Origin of the sequence: Solidesulfovibrio fructosivorans JJ], assembly GCF_000179555.1 — a bacterium.
GTDB lineage: Bacteria > Desulfobacterota > Desulfovibrionia > Desulfovibrionales > Desulfovibrionaceae > Solidesulfovibrio > Solidesulfovibrio fructosivorans.
On the sequence record NZ_AECZ01000012.1, the window covers coordinates 42,135 to 55,586 of the forward strand.

General features: G+C 65.7%; 11 protein-coding genes and 1 tRNA gene. 9 read left to right on the forward strand and 3 right to left on the reverse strand.

The window, feature by feature from the left end:
* The first annotated feature begins 179 nt into the window (after positions 1–179).
* Complete coding sequence (locus DESFRDRAFT_RS10250; protein ID WP_005993630.1) at positions 180–1,085, forward strand: DMT family transporter; 906 nt, start codon at positions 180–182, stop codon at positions 1,083–1,085.
* Between the two features lie 222 nt (positions 1,086–1,307).
* Here the strand turns inward: DESFRDRAFT_RS10250 and DESFRDRAFT_RS10255 are convergent, their stop codons facing one another.
* Complete coding sequence (locus DESFRDRAFT_RS10255) at positions 1,308–2,669, reverse strand: LysM peptidoglycan-binding domain-containing protein (RefSeq protein ID WP_005993632.1); 1,362 nt, start codon at positions 2,667–2,669, stop codon at positions 1,308–1,310.
* Between the two features lie 242 nt (positions 2,670–2,911).
* Here DESFRDRAFT_RS10255 and DESFRDRAFT_RS10260 point away from each other — a divergent pair, with 242 nt between their 5' ends.
* Positions 2,912–4,003 (forward strand): glycosyltransferase family 2 protein, encoded by a 1,092-nt coding sequence (locus tag DESFRDRAFT_RS10260; RefSeq protein ID WP_005993635.1) that lies wholly within the window; start codon positions 2,912–2,914, stop codon positions 4,001–4,003.
* 172 nt (positions 4,004–4,175) lie between these two features.
* On the forward strand, positions 4,176–4,490 hold the full coding sequence (locus DESFRDRAFT_RS22145) for a hypothetical protein (protein WP_144005001.1): 315 nt from the start codon (positions 4,176–4,178) through the stop codon (positions 4,488–4,490).
* On the opposite strand, the gene DESFRDRAFT_RS10265 is transcribed toward DESFRDRAFT_RS22145, so the two are convergent.
* On the reverse strand, positions 4,487–6,988 hold the full coding sequence (locus tag DESFRDRAFT_RS10265; RefSeq protein ID WP_043794468.1) for a heavy metal translocating P-type ATPase: 2,502 nt from the start codon (positions 6,986–6,988) through the stop codon (positions 4,487–4,489). The genes DESFRDRAFT_RS22145 and DESFRDRAFT_RS10265 overlap by 4 nt on opposite strands.
* A gap of 120 nt (positions 6,989–7,108) precedes the next feature.
* Between DESFRDRAFT_RS10265 and DESFRDRAFT_RS10270 the strand changes: the two genes are divergently transcribed.
* Positions 7,109–7,480, forward strand: coding sequence for a hypothetical protein (locus DESFRDRAFT_RS10270; RefSeq protein ID WP_005993639.1), 372 nt, complete (start codon positions 7,109–7,111; stop codon positions 7,478–7,480).
* A 177-nt stretch (positions 7,481–7,657) separates the two neighbouring features.
* Here DESFRDRAFT_RS10270 and DESFRDRAFT_RS10275 read toward each other — a convergent pair.
* Positions 7,658–7,735, reverse strand: a tRNA-Pro gene (locus DESFRDRAFT_RS10275).
* 169 nt (positions 7,736–7,904) lie between these two features.
* Here DESFRDRAFT_RS10275 and DESFRDRAFT_RS10280 point away from each other — a divergent pair.
* The 5 genes from DESFRDRAFT_RS10280 (at position 7,905) to DESFRDRAFT_RS10300 (ending at position 13,446) form a co-directional block, all read left to right on the forward strand.
* A complete protein-coding gene (locus DESFRDRAFT_RS10280; RefSeq protein ID WP_005993642.1) occupies positions 7,905–8,990 on the forward strand; it encodes a protein-glutamate methylesterase/protein-glutamine glutaminase in 1,086 nt (361 codons plus the stop codon).
* A gap of 35 nt (positions 8,991–9,025) precedes the next feature.
* Positions 9,026–10,948 (forward strand): HEAT repeat domain-containing protein, encoded by a 1,923-nt coding sequence (locus DESFRDRAFT_RS10285; RefSeq protein ID WP_005993644.1) that lies wholly within the window; start codon positions 9,026–9,028, stop codon positions 10,946–10,948.
* Between the two features lie 3 nt (positions 10,949–10,951).
* Positions 10,952–11,830 (forward strand): CheR family methyltransferase, encoded by an 879-nt coding sequence (locus DESFRDRAFT_RS10290; protein ID WP_005993646.1) that lies wholly within the window; start codon positions 10,952–10,954, stop codon positions 11,828–11,830.
* 135 nt (positions 11,831–11,965) lie between these two features.
* Positions 11,966–12,730: a ParA family protein gene (locus tag DESFRDRAFT_RS10295; protein WP_005993648.1), complete on the forward strand. Its 765-nt coding sequence runs from the start codon at positions 11,966–11,968 to the stop codon at positions 12,728–12,730.
* A complete protein-coding gene (locus tag DESFRDRAFT_RS10300) occupies positions 12,727–13,446 on the forward strand; it encodes a chemotaxis protein CheW (protein ID WP_005993650.1) in 720 nt (239 codons plus the stop codon). Before DESFRDRAFT_RS10295 ends, DESFRDRAFT_RS10300 begins: the two co-directional genes overlap by 4 nt.
* Positions 13,447–13,452 lie beyond the last annotated feature (6 nt).

Sequence of the window (13,452 nt, forward strand, 5' to 3'; positions counted from 1 at the left end):
TCTTCCACTCTCCGCCTTTTCGCCCCCCATCCGCGCCTCCGCCCGACCAAAGCCCACCGGATGGGGGGACCGGGGGGCCCGTGGCCCCCCGGCGGGGGTGCGGGGGCGGAGCCCCTGCCTTGGTGGAAGTCCAGGAGAGGCAGCGCCTCTCCTGGCTTAACGTAAGGAGACGTATCGTCATGGGTCGAAACGCATCGTTCCGAGCGGATGTTTTGTGCCTGACTACGGCGCTTATCTGGGGCCTTGCCTTTGTGGCGCAGCGGATCGGCATGGCGCATTTGGGGCCGATGGGGTTTAACGGCATCCGGTTCGCGCTGGGCGCGGCGGTGCTGGCTCCCTTGGCGATGCGTTCGATGCGCTACCCGCCGCCCGCGCCGTTTCTGGGCGATGGTGATCCGGGGTTTCCCTGGATCGGGGGGCTTCTTGCCGGGGCGGTGCTTTTTGCGGGCGCTTCGTTGCAGCAGGTGGGGCTTTTGTACACCACGGCCGGCAAGGCGGGGTTCATCACCGGCTTGTATGTGGTGTTGGTGCCGCTGCTGGGATTTTTTCTGGGCCAGCGTCCGGCCCGGGGCGATGTGATCGGGGCGGTGGCGGCGGCCTGCGGGCTTTATTTTTTGTCGGTGAATGAGGACCTCAGCCTGGCTCCGGGGGATGGGCTGGAGCTTATCGGCGCGTTTTTCTGGGCCGGGCATGTGCTGCTGATCGGCTGGCTATCGCCGCGTACCCGGGCCTTGCCGTTGGCTATGACCCAGTACGCGGTCTGCTCGGTGTTGAGCCTTGTTTGCGCGTTCCTCTATGAAACCGTGACCTGGGAGGGGATCGTGGGCGCGGCCTGGCCGATACTATACGGCGGCCTGTTTTCCGTGGGGCTTGCCTATACGTTGCAGGTCATCGCCCAGCGCGACGCCAAGCCCACCCATGCCGCCATTCTGCTCAGCTTCGAGACGGTGTTCGCGGCCATTGGCGGGGCGCTGATGCTGGACGAACGGCTTGGAGGGCGCGGTCTTTTCGGCTGTGCGCTCATGTTTACCGGCATGCTGGTGTCCCAGCTCTGGCCCAAGGCCAAGGGACAGCGGGCGGCGTAGCCATCGCGATATCCGGCGGAGAATTTTCGTGAAGCAAAGTTTTTTTCCATGCCTTACCCGCGATTAAGGTTAACAGCTTAACATTATTAAAAGTTTTGGGGAGGGGAGAGCGCGAGAGGGGAACCCTTTTTTCAAAAAGGGTTCCCCTCTCGCATCCTCTTCTTCTCTCCATAAAAAAGCCCGGCCGGGGCCGGGCTTTGCATCAACCTTTGGAAGTCGCGCCTATTGGCACAGCTTTTCTTTCTTGGCGCTGTCGAGCAGTTCGCAATCGCCCAGGGTGCAGGCTTTCTTGTAGTCCTCGCACATGGGGCCGTACTGCTTGAGGTGCAGGTAGGTGAACCCGCGTCCCTTGTAGTAGTCCGCCTCGTTGGGACCGAAGCCGATGGCCTTGTTGAAGTCGGTGATGGCCTGCTGGTACTGGCCGGAGCGGGTGCGGCTGAGGCCCCGCATGGAGTAGGCCAGGGCGAAGTTGGGGTTCTTCTCGATGGCCTTGGTGTAGTCGTCGATGGCCTTGGCGTACTGCTTCATGTAGTAGTGGGCATGGCCCCGGCTGGCGTAGAAGTCCGCACGGTTGGGGTTGAGCTTGATGGCCTTGTTGAAGCTGTCCACGGCCTGCTGGAACTTGTTTTGCTTCCCGAACTCGATGCCCTTTTCAAAGGCGGCTTCGGCGTCGGACGTCTGCAGGCCGGTTTTGGCCGGCGCGGCTTCGGGCTCGGCCGTTTTGGCCGGCTTGGCCGGTTCCGTCGGGGCGGCGGCTTCGGGTGTCCTGGGAGCCGAGGCCGGGCGTTCCGGTTCGCTCACAGCCGCGGGCGCTTGCTCGGGGGCGGGAGTGCGGGCCGGCGCGGCTTCGGGCTCGACGGCCTTGCTGGGCACGTTGAGCTTCTGGCCGGAATGCAGCTTTTTGCCGAGGCCGGGGTTGAGCCGGTAGAGTTCCTTGACGCTGATATGGAATTTGCGGGCCACCGTGTGCACGGTGTCGCGCTTGTGGGCGGTGTAGGTGCTGGTCGTTGCGTGGGATTCGCGGGATTTTTCGGCCTTGCGCGCGGGCTTCTCGGCGGGTTCGGCCTTGGCCGGCGCGGCTCCGGGGACGACGAGTTCCTGGCCGATGCGCATCTTTTTGGGATGCAGGGATTTGTTGGCCTTGAGCAGCTCATCCACGCTGACGTCGTACTTGGCGGCGATGGCGCCGAGGGTGTCGCCCTTTTTGACCTTGTAGCTGCCAGATTTCGCCTGGGACTTGCTTTCCTTGACTTTGTCCCGGGCCAGGGCGGCGCGCTCCTTTTCGGAGGAGCCTTCGGCCTTTTTGCCGGCCTTTTCCTTTTTGGGTTCCTTTTCCGAATGCTTCTTATCGGCTTTGCCCGAAGAGCCCCCGGGGATCGTCAGCGATTCGCCCACCCGCATTTTTCTTGGATCGAGCCCTTTGTTGGCCTTGAGCAGGTCCTGGACGGAAACGCCGTGCTTTTTGGCGATGGACACCGGCGTGTCGCCGGCTTTGACGGTATAGGCCCCGACTTCGGCCGGGCGGACGGTTGCGAGCAGGCTGAGGCATAACAGGGGAAATACGAGGCGAGACAATCGAGGCATGGCACCACCTTAGCGCTGTCTGGTTCTCTGCGAGGTTTGGAATGCGGTCACGAAACTGAAGGCATCTTTCTAAACTACCTCGGCCACGGGAGCAATGTTTTTCAGAATTCGAAAGATTACAGGATGATGAAATATTCGTTCATGTCCGCGCAACTTTACGTGAGAAGGGCGCGGTGCTATCCGCGTAGAGCGGCTTTTCAGGAATTCTCCTGCATAACGCTTCATTGCTTCCATGGCGTTTCATGAACAAAAAACGTTACGGCCTGTCCGTCATCAGCTATACCTATGAGGACCATGGGCTTGCCGCCGATCTTGTCGCTTCCATCGATTCCTGGGATTTCCGGCCCCGGGAAATCATCGTGGTCGACGACGGCTCCAGCGAGCCCTTTTCCCCGCCGGCATCCGATCCTGCCTTACGCGTGCTCCGGTTGACGCCCAACCAGGGACCGGGGCAAGCTAAAATCGCCGGACTTTCCGCCGCGTCCGGGCGCTTTCTCTTGTCCGTGGACGCGGATATCCGCCTGCCGCCCGATTGGGTGACGCGGGCCCTGCCCCTGGCCTCCCGGCCCGAAGTCGGACTCGTGTCCGCGCCCATCCTGACCGAGGCCGGCGACGGACTCCTTGCCGCCTACCAGAAATTGCGCTTCAGCCATATGGTCGGTTTCGTCGGCGAACCGGACGTGATCCCGGCCGGACTGTGGCTTCTGCGGCGCGAAACCTGGCAACGCCACGGGTTTGCCGAGTACCGCGAACGCCTGCATGAAGACGTCTACTTCAGCCATAAGCTCCGAGGCAAGGGCCTGACTCTGCGCATCCTGCCCGACGCGCCTGTCCGGCAGGTCCGCCGCTTGTCGCGCCTGACCATGACCCGCCGGGGTTGGACCTGGCAGGGCGGCCAGTATCTCGACGCCGCTTCCCGAAACCTCATCGACGCCGTGAACGCCTTCCTGTTCGCCATGCGCCGCCGCATGCGCGCGCACCACCAAGCCGACCCGCGCTTCATCTTCTACGATTATCTCTACTGCGCCTACGGCTTCGTCGCGCTCCTGCGCCAGGCCGCCTTCCCCGAACCCGTGGTCCGCGCCCTGGCCGCCCGGCTGGCGGCCGATCTCCCAAACGAGGCCCTGCGCCAAATTTTCGCCGCCGACCTCGCCGACCTGGGCTGCCCGCCCCAACCCGCCGGCCCACACCCGCTCATCGCCGCCATCCGCCAAGGCCTGTGCTCCATCCTGCCCGAAGGAAGCGACGCGGCCATGCTCCAGGCCCTGCCGCACCTCATCGAGGAAGACAGCCGCCACGATTGGCACTTCTCGTTCTACGACGCATCGGTGTAGTCGGCGGGGCTCTGCCCCAGACCCCGGCGGGGGCTCTGCCCCCGCACCCCCGCCGGGAGGCCGAGGGCCCCCCGGACCCCCCATCCGGTGGGCTTGGGCCGGGCGGAGGTGGGGCTGGCTGGCGGGAGAGCGGGGGTGGAGAAGATGGCGGCGGAATTTGTCGGGACGGTGCATGTCGCTTCGCGACAAGCTCGTCCCAGGCAAATTCCGCCGCCACCACGCCGGTCGCCCCTTTGGGGCGACATTCGGAGAAAAATATCTTTTTCTTAAAATGCGGCGCTTCGCCGCTGGCGTGGTTGTTGCCGCAATCGCGTCCGGCGTCGAGGCGCAAAGCGCCTCGTGTCGCCGGGCCGATTGCGGCAACAAGAATCCCACCATCGCCACCCTGCAAGGTTGCGTCCCGGCAGAGCGTAAAGGGAGGTCCGGAGGGCATAAGCCCTCCGGCGGGGTCTGGGGCAGAGCCCCAGCATCTTCATTCTTCCCTTAAGCGACTTTCCTCGGCGTGAAAAAGCGCAGCCGCAGGGCGTTGGTGACCACCGTAAAGGAGCTGAGCGCCATGGCGGTGCCGGCGATCATGGGGTTGAGGGTGGGGCCGCCGAAGATATGGAGCACGCCGGCGGCGACGGGGATGCCGATGGTATTGAAGGCGAAGGCCCAGAAGAGGTTTTGTTTGATGTTGGCGATGACGGCCCGGGAAAGTTCCAGGGCGGCGGTGACGCCGCGCAGGTCGTTGCGCATGAGCACGACGTCGCAGGATTCCACGGCCACGTCGATGCCCGAGCCCATGGCCATGCCGAGGTCGGCGGCGGCCAGGGCCGGGGCGTCGTTGATGCCGTCGCCGACCATGGCGGTTTTGCGGCCCGAGCTCATGAGTTTTTGGATCTCGGCGGCTTTGCGGTCGGGCAGCACCCGGGCGATGACTTCCTTGATGCCGAGGGTGTTGGCCACTGCTTTGGCGGTGCGTTCGTCGTCGCCGGTGAGCATGACCACGGCCACGCCCTTGCGGCCAAGGGCCTTGACCACGGCGGCGGCTTCGGGGCGGGGCGTGTCGGCCACGGCCAGGACGCCGGCCGAGCGGCCGTCGATGGCGACGCGGATGGCGGTCTTGCCGGCGTCGGCCAGGCGCGCTTCGGCCTCGTCGGCGGCCGGGTCGTCGGGGACGTCCTGTTCGGCGAGGTAAGCGGCGGTGCCGACCAGCACGGCGCTGCCGTCGATGGCTGCGGCCACGCCCTTGCCCGGGGCGGCTTCGAAGCGTTCGGGCGCTGGCAGGGCGACGCCTTTGGCGGTCGCGGCGGCGGCGATGGCTTTGGCCAGCGGGTGTTCCGAGCGGGCTTCGGCGGCGGCGGCCAGGGTAAGCAGGCGATCGGGGTCGTTTTGCGCGGCCGGGACGATGTCGGTCAGTTCGGGCTTGCCGTGGGTGAGCGTTCCGGTTTTGTCGAAGACCACGGCTTTGAGGTCTCCGGCGGTCTGGAGGGCGGCGCCGGATTTGACGAGGATGCCGAGGCGCGCGCCGCGCCCGGTGCCGACCATGATGGAGGTGGGCACGGCCAGGCCCATGGCGCACGGGCAGGCGATGACCATGACGGCCACGAAGATGCGCAGGGAAAAGGAGAAGCCGGCGTGGCCGAGGAAGTACCAGCCCAGGCCGGCGACCAGGGCCGTGGCCATGACGGTGGGGACGAAATAGAAGCTTACGGTGTCGGCCAGGTTGGCGATGGGGGCTTTGGAGCCCTGGGCTTGGCGCACGAGGTCCACGATGCGGGCCAGCGTCGTGTCCTGGCCGACGCGGGTGGCGGTCACGACCAGGGCCCCGGTGGTGTTCTGGGTGCCGCCGGTGACTGCGTCGCCGATTTTTTTGGCCACGGGCAGGGGTTCGCCGGTCAGCATGGACTCGTCCACGCGGGAGTCGCCCTCGGCCACGTCGCCGTCCACGGGCACGCGTTCGCCGGGGCGCACGAGCAGCCTGTCGCCGGGTTCCACCTCGTCGACGGGCACGGTCTCCTCCTTGCCGTCGCGCACGAGCGTCGCCGTGTCCGGGGTCAGGCGCATGAGCGCGGCGATGGCCCCCGAGGTTTTGAACTTGGCCGAGGCTTCGAGGTACTTGCCGAGGCTGATCATGGCCAAAAGCACGCCGGCGGATTCGAAATAGAGGTCCCTGGCCCGGGCCACGGGGTCGGAGCCGGCCAGGATCAGAGCGAGGTTGGCGATGCTGTAGAGCAGGGCCGCGCCGGTGCCCACGGCCACCAGCGTGTCCATGTTGGGGCCGCCGCGCAGTCCGGCCGGGATGCCGTCGAGGTAGAACCGCCGGCCGAGCCAGACGATGGGCGCGGTCAGGGCGAGCTGGAGAAGGGCGAAGGTGGCGGGCGCGGTTTCGGGGTGCAAAAAGGCGGGCAGGGGCAGGCCCAGCATATGGCCCATGGAGATGGTCAGGAGCAGGGCGGCCAGGATAAAGACCGGGACGAGTTCGCGTCTTTTCTGGGCCAACTCGGCCTTGGCCGCTTCCTGGCGGGCGGCGAAGCGGTTTTCCGAGGCGCTTAGGGGCTGGGAGCCGAAGCCGAGGTCGGCGATGGCCTGGCGCAGCTGGCGGCGCGACAGCGCGGCCGGGTCGATGGTGAAGGTGCCGGTTTCGCCGGCCAGGTTGACGTCGGCGGCGACGACCCCGGGCAGCCTTCGGATCACGCGCTCGATGCGCGACGAGCAGGCGGCGCAGTGCATGCCCGTGATCGCCAGCTCGAATGTGGCATTGTCGGACGGGGGCGGGCCAAGAGTGAATCCCAGGCCGGCCACCCGCTCGCCGATGGCGTCGAGGTTTACGGCCTCGGGGTCGTAGCGCAGCTGCATGGAGGCGTCGGCCAGGTTGACGGTCGCCGCGTCGACGCCCGGCATGGCGGAGACCACGCGTTCGATGCGGGCGGAGCAGGCGGCGCAGTGCATGCCGGCCACGGGGAGCACGAGGGAGACGGGTTTTTTGGCTGTGCTATCCATCGGCGTATGATAATCATTTTCATTCCTGGCGCAAGCCGGTGCCATCCCGGCCTCCAGGCTGGAAATTGACGTTCGATAAGGATAGAAAGCGGAAAATGGCGCGGCAAAGGAGCCCGAGGCATGCGATCCGACGTAATGGCCGCCTTCTGGGAGGCCCAGAAACGCGAGCCGAACCGATGGGAACGGCTTCGCGAGATTTTCGAGAAACTCAGCATGGTGCTGGAGATGCCCTCAATGTGCCTGGGGAATGCCGACGACCTGTTGGAGCAGCTGGAACAGCGCCTCAACGAGGCTGGGCAGCTTTTTCCGGAACCGGACTGGCTGGCCTTCGACGCCACCGGGCCCGAGGGGCTGGAGCAATATTGCGCCAACCACATGGGCGGGATGCTGGAAACCCTTATCCAGGTCGTGGAACGGCTGGCCGAGGAGCGGGCCGAGGAACGGGCCGCGGGTGTTTCGGGCCCGGGCGGCAAGGACGGGGGCCGCGAATAATTCCGTTTCGCTTTCCGAATGGCGGAAAGCGGGGCGATCCGTTTTATACGGTATTTCTTGTATTTTTTTAATTATAACGGGCGTTATGCTTTTTGGGGATAAGGCCCGGCCCGCGTGGAATAGTCAGGCGACGGATAAAAAAAGGGGTCATGCTGTCGCATAACCCCTTGGAAAGTCTGGTCGGGATGAGAGGATTCGAACCTCCGACTTCTGCGTCCCGAACGCAGCGCTCTAGCCAGACTGAGCCACATCCCGTCGTGGAAGACAGGCTTTTAGAGCATCGCGCGGGCTTTGGCAAGCACTAATGTCGGTTGTCAGAACGCCAAGACTCATCTAATCATGGAGAGCGTTGCGGGCCACGGGCCGTGTCGGGAGGATTGGCGCGGCATTCGGGTGCGGACAGGCCCCTCTTCAGGAGATATATGTGATCAAGGTAGTCGTGGTCGACGATTCGGCCTTCATGCGCAAGGCCATAAGCACCATGCTGGCCAAGGACCCCGAAATCGAGGTCGTGGCCACGGCCCGCGACGGCGAGGAAGGGCTGGAGATGATCCGGCGCCACCAGCCGGACGTTGTGACGATGGACATCGAGATGCCGCGCATGGACGGGCTCACCGCCCTGCGGCACGTGATGATGGAAATGCCCCGGCCGGTGCTCATGGTGAGCTCCCTGACCACCGAGGGGGCCGAGGCGACGCTCAAGGCCATGGAACTCGGGGCTGTGGATTTCATCCCCAAACAGCTTTCCAAGGTGTCCCTCGACATCGTCAAGATCGAGGAAGAACTGCGGGCCAAGGTCAAGACCATCGCCCGGCGCCGCATGAGCCATCTGGCCCGGGGGCCGCTTTCGGGGCGGGCCCGCCCGGGGGCCGCCGCCCCGTCGACGCCCGGCGCCCCGGAGCGCGCGGCCCGGCCGGCCCGGCCCACGGGCAAGCAGAACCGCGATCTGGTGGCCATCGGCGTCTCCACCGGCGGGCCGCCGGCCGTGCAGAAAGTGCTTTCGACCCTGCCCCAGGATTTTCCGGCCGGCATTCTGATCGCCCAGCATATGCCGGCGGCGTTTACCGGCCCCTTTGCCAAGCGCCTGGACGGCGTCTGTCGCATTACGGTCAAGGAGGCCGAGGACGGCGAACGGTTGCAGCATGGCGTGGCCTATGTGGCTCCGGGAGGCAAGCATCTGCGCATCGACCAGAAGGTCAGCCGCATCGACGTGCGCGTGGTCGAGGAACCGCGCGAGGCCCTGTATAAACCCTCGGCCTCGGTGCTGTTCGACTCCGTGGCCGGGGCCGTGGGCCGGCGGGGACTCGGAGTGGTGCTGACGGGCATGGGCAGCGACGGCCTGGACGGCATGCGCTTGCTCAAGGCCAAGGGCGGTCGCGCCCTGGCCCAGTCCGACTCCACCTGTGTCGTCTACGGCATGCCCAAGGCCATCGTGGACGCGGGGCTGGCCGACGAGATAGTGGATATCGACGAGATGGGCGAGGCCATCCTCCACAACCTCTACAAATGACCGCTCCCCGGCGGGGCGGCGGGCAAGGACGCGGCATGGTGGACTGCAAGGAGCTTTGCCAACGGCTTGGCGGCGACGATCCGGACGTGCTCCGGGATGCGGCTTATGAGGCCGGCGAAAACGCCTGTCTCGAAGCGGTGCCGTATTTGGCCAAATTGCTGTGCTCGCACAATCTCGGCGTGCAGGAAGCGGCCGACCGGGCCCTGCGCAAGATCGGCGGCAAGGACGTGGTGGCGGCGGTCAAGCCGCTGTTGCGCTCCGACGACGCGCCCCGTCGCAACGCCTCCATGGACATCCTGCGGGCCGTGGGGGACCAGGATTTTCCCACGCTCCTGGAGCTGCTCCACGACGCCGACCCCGACATCCGTATTTTCGCTTCGGATATCCTGGGCTCCACGGATACCCGGGAGGCCGTGGCCCCGCTTTGCGAGGCGCTGCTCAAGGACCCCGAGGTCAACGTCCGCTACCAGGCCGCGGTGAGCCTCGGCGAGCTGGCCTTCCACGACGCGGCGGAGTGCCTGGGCAAGGCGCTCGGCGACGAGGAGTGGGTCCAGTTCGCGGTCATCGAGGCCCTGGCCAAGATCCGCGACGCCTCTTCGGTCGGGGCCCTGGTCAAGGCCCTGGACAAGAGTTCGGACCTGGTCGCCTCCATGATCGTCGACGCTTTGGGCGAAATCGGCAACATCAAGGCCGTGACCATGCTTTTAAAACGCATGGACGCCTCGCCGGAGGTCCTGCGCAACAAGATCGTCAAGGCCGTGGTGCGCATCCTCGGCGGCAAGGCGCTTTCGCTTTTGTCCCCGGCCGAGCGGGAACGCTTCCGGGGCTATCTGCTGGCCGCGCTCGGCGACGACGAGGATGACGTGCAGGACGCCGCGGTGTCCGGCCTGGGGTCCGTCGGCGGCGAGGCGGCGGCGGCGGCCGTCATCGCCCACTGCGCCCGGCTCGACCGGGACCATCATCCGGAGCGCTACGAGCATGCCGTGGGCGCGCTGCGCGAGATGGGACTGACCAAGGCCCTGGGGGAGGCGTTGCGCCTGGGCGGCGACGCCAAGCGGCAGGTGGCCCTGGACGTCCTGACCGAGCTGCCGTGCCCGGATTGCGCGCTTTTGGTCATGGACGCCTTTGCCGGGCTTCCCGCCGCGGTCCGTCCGGCGGCGGCCAAGACGCTGGCGTCCATTGCCGGCGAAGAGGCGCTGCCATTCTTTTTGGGCCTTCTGGACGACGCCGACGAGGCCGTGCTGCTCGAGGCCGTGGCGTTTCTCGGCGCGAAAATGCACTATCAGCCGGCCGGGGAACCCATTTTCGCGCTGCTGGCGCATCCCTCCGACGCGGTCAAGGAGGCGGCGCTCGAGGCCTGCGTGGCCATCGGCGGCGAGTATCTCGACGCCCGTTTCCGGGAACTTTTCCAAAGCGAGGAGCCCGTGGAGCGGCTTATGGCCGTCTATGCCCTGGGCAAGATGGGCGTGCGCGACCACATGGACGTGATCCGGGGCGCGCTTTCCGACGAGGTCCCCGACATCCGCAAGATCGCTCTCGAGGCCTTGGCCGAGATGTGCGGCCACGAAGAGGAAGGGCTGCCGCTCATCGTGGCCGGTCTTTCCGACGAGAACCGCGACGTGCGTCTGGCCGTGGTGGAGCTTCTCGGCGGCTGCGACAGCGACAAGGTCTATCCGTCCCTGGAGCAGGCGCTGTCCGACCCGGACGACTGGGTGCGCATCCGGGCCGTGGAGGCCATGGGGCTTCGCGGTGAGCACCAGGCCGTGCCCCGGCTCTTGGAACTGGCTTCGGACCAAAGCAAGCTGGTGGCCCTGAAGGCCGTGGAAAACTTGGGGGAAATTGGCGGCCCCGAAGCCTTGGAGGCGTTGCGCGGGCTGACCGCCGGCGACGACCCCGAACTGGTCGCCGCCGCCGAAGCGGCCGTCGCCAGGCTGCAGGACGAGCAAGGGGGGCGCTAGTCCATGACCTCGCTTTTTTCCAAGACGATATCCCTGCGGAAGGATCTGAAGATCACCGACGCGGAGTTCTCCCAACTGCGGGATTTCATCTACGCCCAGGCGGGCATCTATGTGGCCGACAACCGCAAGTATCTCGTGGAAAACCGGCTCGCCTCGAGACTCAAGGAACTCAATCTCAAAAGCTTCTCGGAGTACCACGCCTATTTGCAGTATGACGCGGGCCGCCGCCAGGAGCTCAATCGTCTTTTCGAGGTCATCACCACCAACGAGACGAGTTTTTACCGCAATCCGCCCCAGCTGAAGGTCTTCCAGGACATGGTGCTCAAAGACGTCCTGGACAAGCAGCGCAAGCTCAAGCAGAAGCGGTTGCGCATCTGGTCGGCCGGCTGCTCCACCGGCGAGGAGCCCTACACCATCGCCATCATTCTCTTCGAGGTGCTGCGCACGGAAATCGCCTCCTGGGACATCCGCATCACGGCCAACGACCTGTCCGAGGCCGTGCTGGCCCAGGCGCGGGAAGGCGTCTATACCGAGTACAGCCTGCGCACCACGCCCAAGGAGATCGTCTCGCGCTATTTCAACCCGGACGGGACCAATTTCAAACTGCGGCCCGAAGTCAAACGTCTGGTCAGCTTCGGCCAGATCAACCTGAGCGACCGGATGATGCTCAAGCGCGTGGAGCGTTCCCACATCGTATTTTGCCGCAACGTCATTATCTATTTCGACGATGAAATGAAGAAAAACGTCATCGCGGCCTTTTACGACAATCTGCTCCCCGGCGGCCAGCTGCTCATCGGGCACTCGGAATCCCTGCACAACATTTCCCGGGCCTTTCGTCCCAAGCACTATCCCGGGGCCATTATTTACGGCAAGGAGGAGTAACGGCATCACGGCGTCGACGACCGGTGTCGCCTTATAAAAATACGTCGGCTTTTTCAGGTACGTATTGGAATGTCTTGTCGTCGCAATTTTATACGCGGTTACGCGAGATAACACGAGGACCACGTTGGAGCGTCCATGCCCCGCATACTGGCCATAGCCAACCAGAAGGGCGGGGTGGGCAAGACCACCACGGCGCTCTCCCTGGCGGCGGCCCTGACGCTCGCCGGGCGGCGGGTCCTGGTCATGGACCTCGACCCCCACGGTTGCGCCTCGGCGCATCTGGGCATCTTTCCCGAGGATGTGGCCGCCACCTCGGCGGACGTGTTCCGGGCGCGGACGCCGAGGGAAACGCCTTGGGAGCGGGTGGTTATCCGGCCGAGGCTGGCGGATTTTGATCTGGCCCCGAGCCATGCGGCGCTTTTGGATATGGAAACGGACCTTGCGGACAGGAAGGGGAAGGGCGTGCTGCTGAAGGAAGCGCTGGCCGCGGGACCGGCCTACGACCACGTGATTCTCGACTGCCCGCCCCATACCGGGGTGGTGCTGGTCAACGCGCTTGTGGCCGCGGACCTGTGCCTCATCCCCATCCAGACGGATTTTCTGGCCCTGCACGGCGTGCGCAACCTTTTCGACACCATGCGCACGCTCAACCGGGCGCTGCCCCGGCCCATCGCCTACCGGGCGCTGGCCACCATGTACGACCGGCGGGCCAAGGCCTGCCAGCGGGTGCTGGAGCTTTTGCGCGGCAAGTTCGTCGGCCGGATGTTCGCGACGGTCATCGGCCTCGACACCAAGTTTCGCGAAGCCAGCGCCGCCGGCCGGGTTATCCAGGACGTGGCCCCGGGCAGCCGGGGCGCGCGCGAATACGGCGAGTTGGCCAAAGAGGTGTTGTCCCTGTGAGCGGCCCCCTGGAGGAATATTTCAAGGAACACGTCACGCTGCCCGAGAAGGGGCAGGGGGCGTTTTCCGATGCCGAGCGGGCCTTTCTGGCGCGCTACATGGGTGAGGATTTCGAGGCGGCCCTGTCCCGCGAGGGGCTTGACAAGCCCGCCCGGGTGGAAACCGTGGCCGGGGCGCTTGCCTCCGGGCCCGGCGACGAAGTGGCCCCGGCGTCGCAGGCCGCCGGGGCGGACGCCCCGCCGGAGCGGGACGCGGACGCGGCCCTGGAAGCCGGCCTGCGCCGCGCGGAGTCGCTCAAGCTTGTCGGGTTCCGCCTGGCCGGGCAGGAGCTGGCCGTGCCCATCGCCCAGGTGCAGGAAGTGCTGCGGGCCATGCCCGTGACCAGGCTGCCGGCCGCGCCGCCCCAGATCCTCGGCATCCTCAATCTCCGCGGCCGGGTGGTCCCCATGGTGGATTTGGCCGCGATCGCGGATTTTTCCGGTGCGCGGGGTGAAAACCGCTTCATCATCGTGTGCCGTTGCCGGGAGATGCTGGTGGGACTGATGGTGGAAACCCTGTCCACCATGTATCAGGCACGGGGAGAGGAGATCGAATGGGGGGTCGAGGCGCGGGTGGGCGTGGCCTCGGACCTTGTTTCCGGGCTGCTCAAGGTCGGCGAGGGGCTGGTCGCCATTCTCTCCGTTGACAGCCTTTTCCAAAAGGTTTTGAAGAGTTGAGGAGGT

Excerpts from the sequence above, each read along its gene's own strand:
- DESFRDRAFT_RS10250 (WP_005993630.1), top strand. The coding sequence starts at position 180 with ATGGGTCGAAACGCATCGTTCCGAGCGGATGTTTTGTGCCTGACTACG.
- DESFRDRAFT_RS10255 (WP_005993632.1), bottom strand. The coding sequence starts at position 2,669 with ATGCCTCGATTGTCTCGCCTCGTATTTCCCCTGTTATGCCTCAGCCTG.
- DESFRDRAFT_RS10260 (WP_005993635.1), top strand. The coding sequence starts at position 2,912 with ATGAACAAAAAACGTTACGGCCTGTCCGTCATCAGCTATACCTATGAG.
- DESFRDRAFT_RS22145 (WP_144005001.1), top strand. The coding sequence starts at position 4,176 with ATGTCGCTTCGCGACAAGCTCGTCCCAGGCAAATTCCGCCGCCACCAC.
- DESFRDRAFT_RS10265 (WP_043794468.1), bottom strand. The coding sequence starts at position 6,988 with ATGGATAGCACAGCCAAAAAACCCGTCTCCCTCGTGCTCCCCGTGGCC.
- DESFRDRAFT_RS10270 (WP_005993639.1), top strand. The coding sequence starts at position 7,109 with ATGCGATCCGACGTAATGGCCGCCTTCTGGGAGGCCCAGAAACGCGAG.
- DESFRDRAFT_RS10285 (WP_005993644.1), top strand. The coding sequence starts at position 9,026 with ATGGTGGACTGCAAGGAGCTTTGCCAACGGCTTGGCGGCGACGATCCG.
- DESFRDRAFT_RS10290 (WP_005993646.1), top strand. The coding sequence starts at position 10,952 with ATGACCTCGCTTTTTTCCAAGACGATATCCCTGCGGAAGGATCTGAAG.
- DESFRDRAFT_RS10295 (WP_005993648.1), top strand. The coding sequence starts at position 11,966 with ATGCCCCGCATACTGGCCATAGCCAACCAGAAGGGCGGGGTGGGCAAG.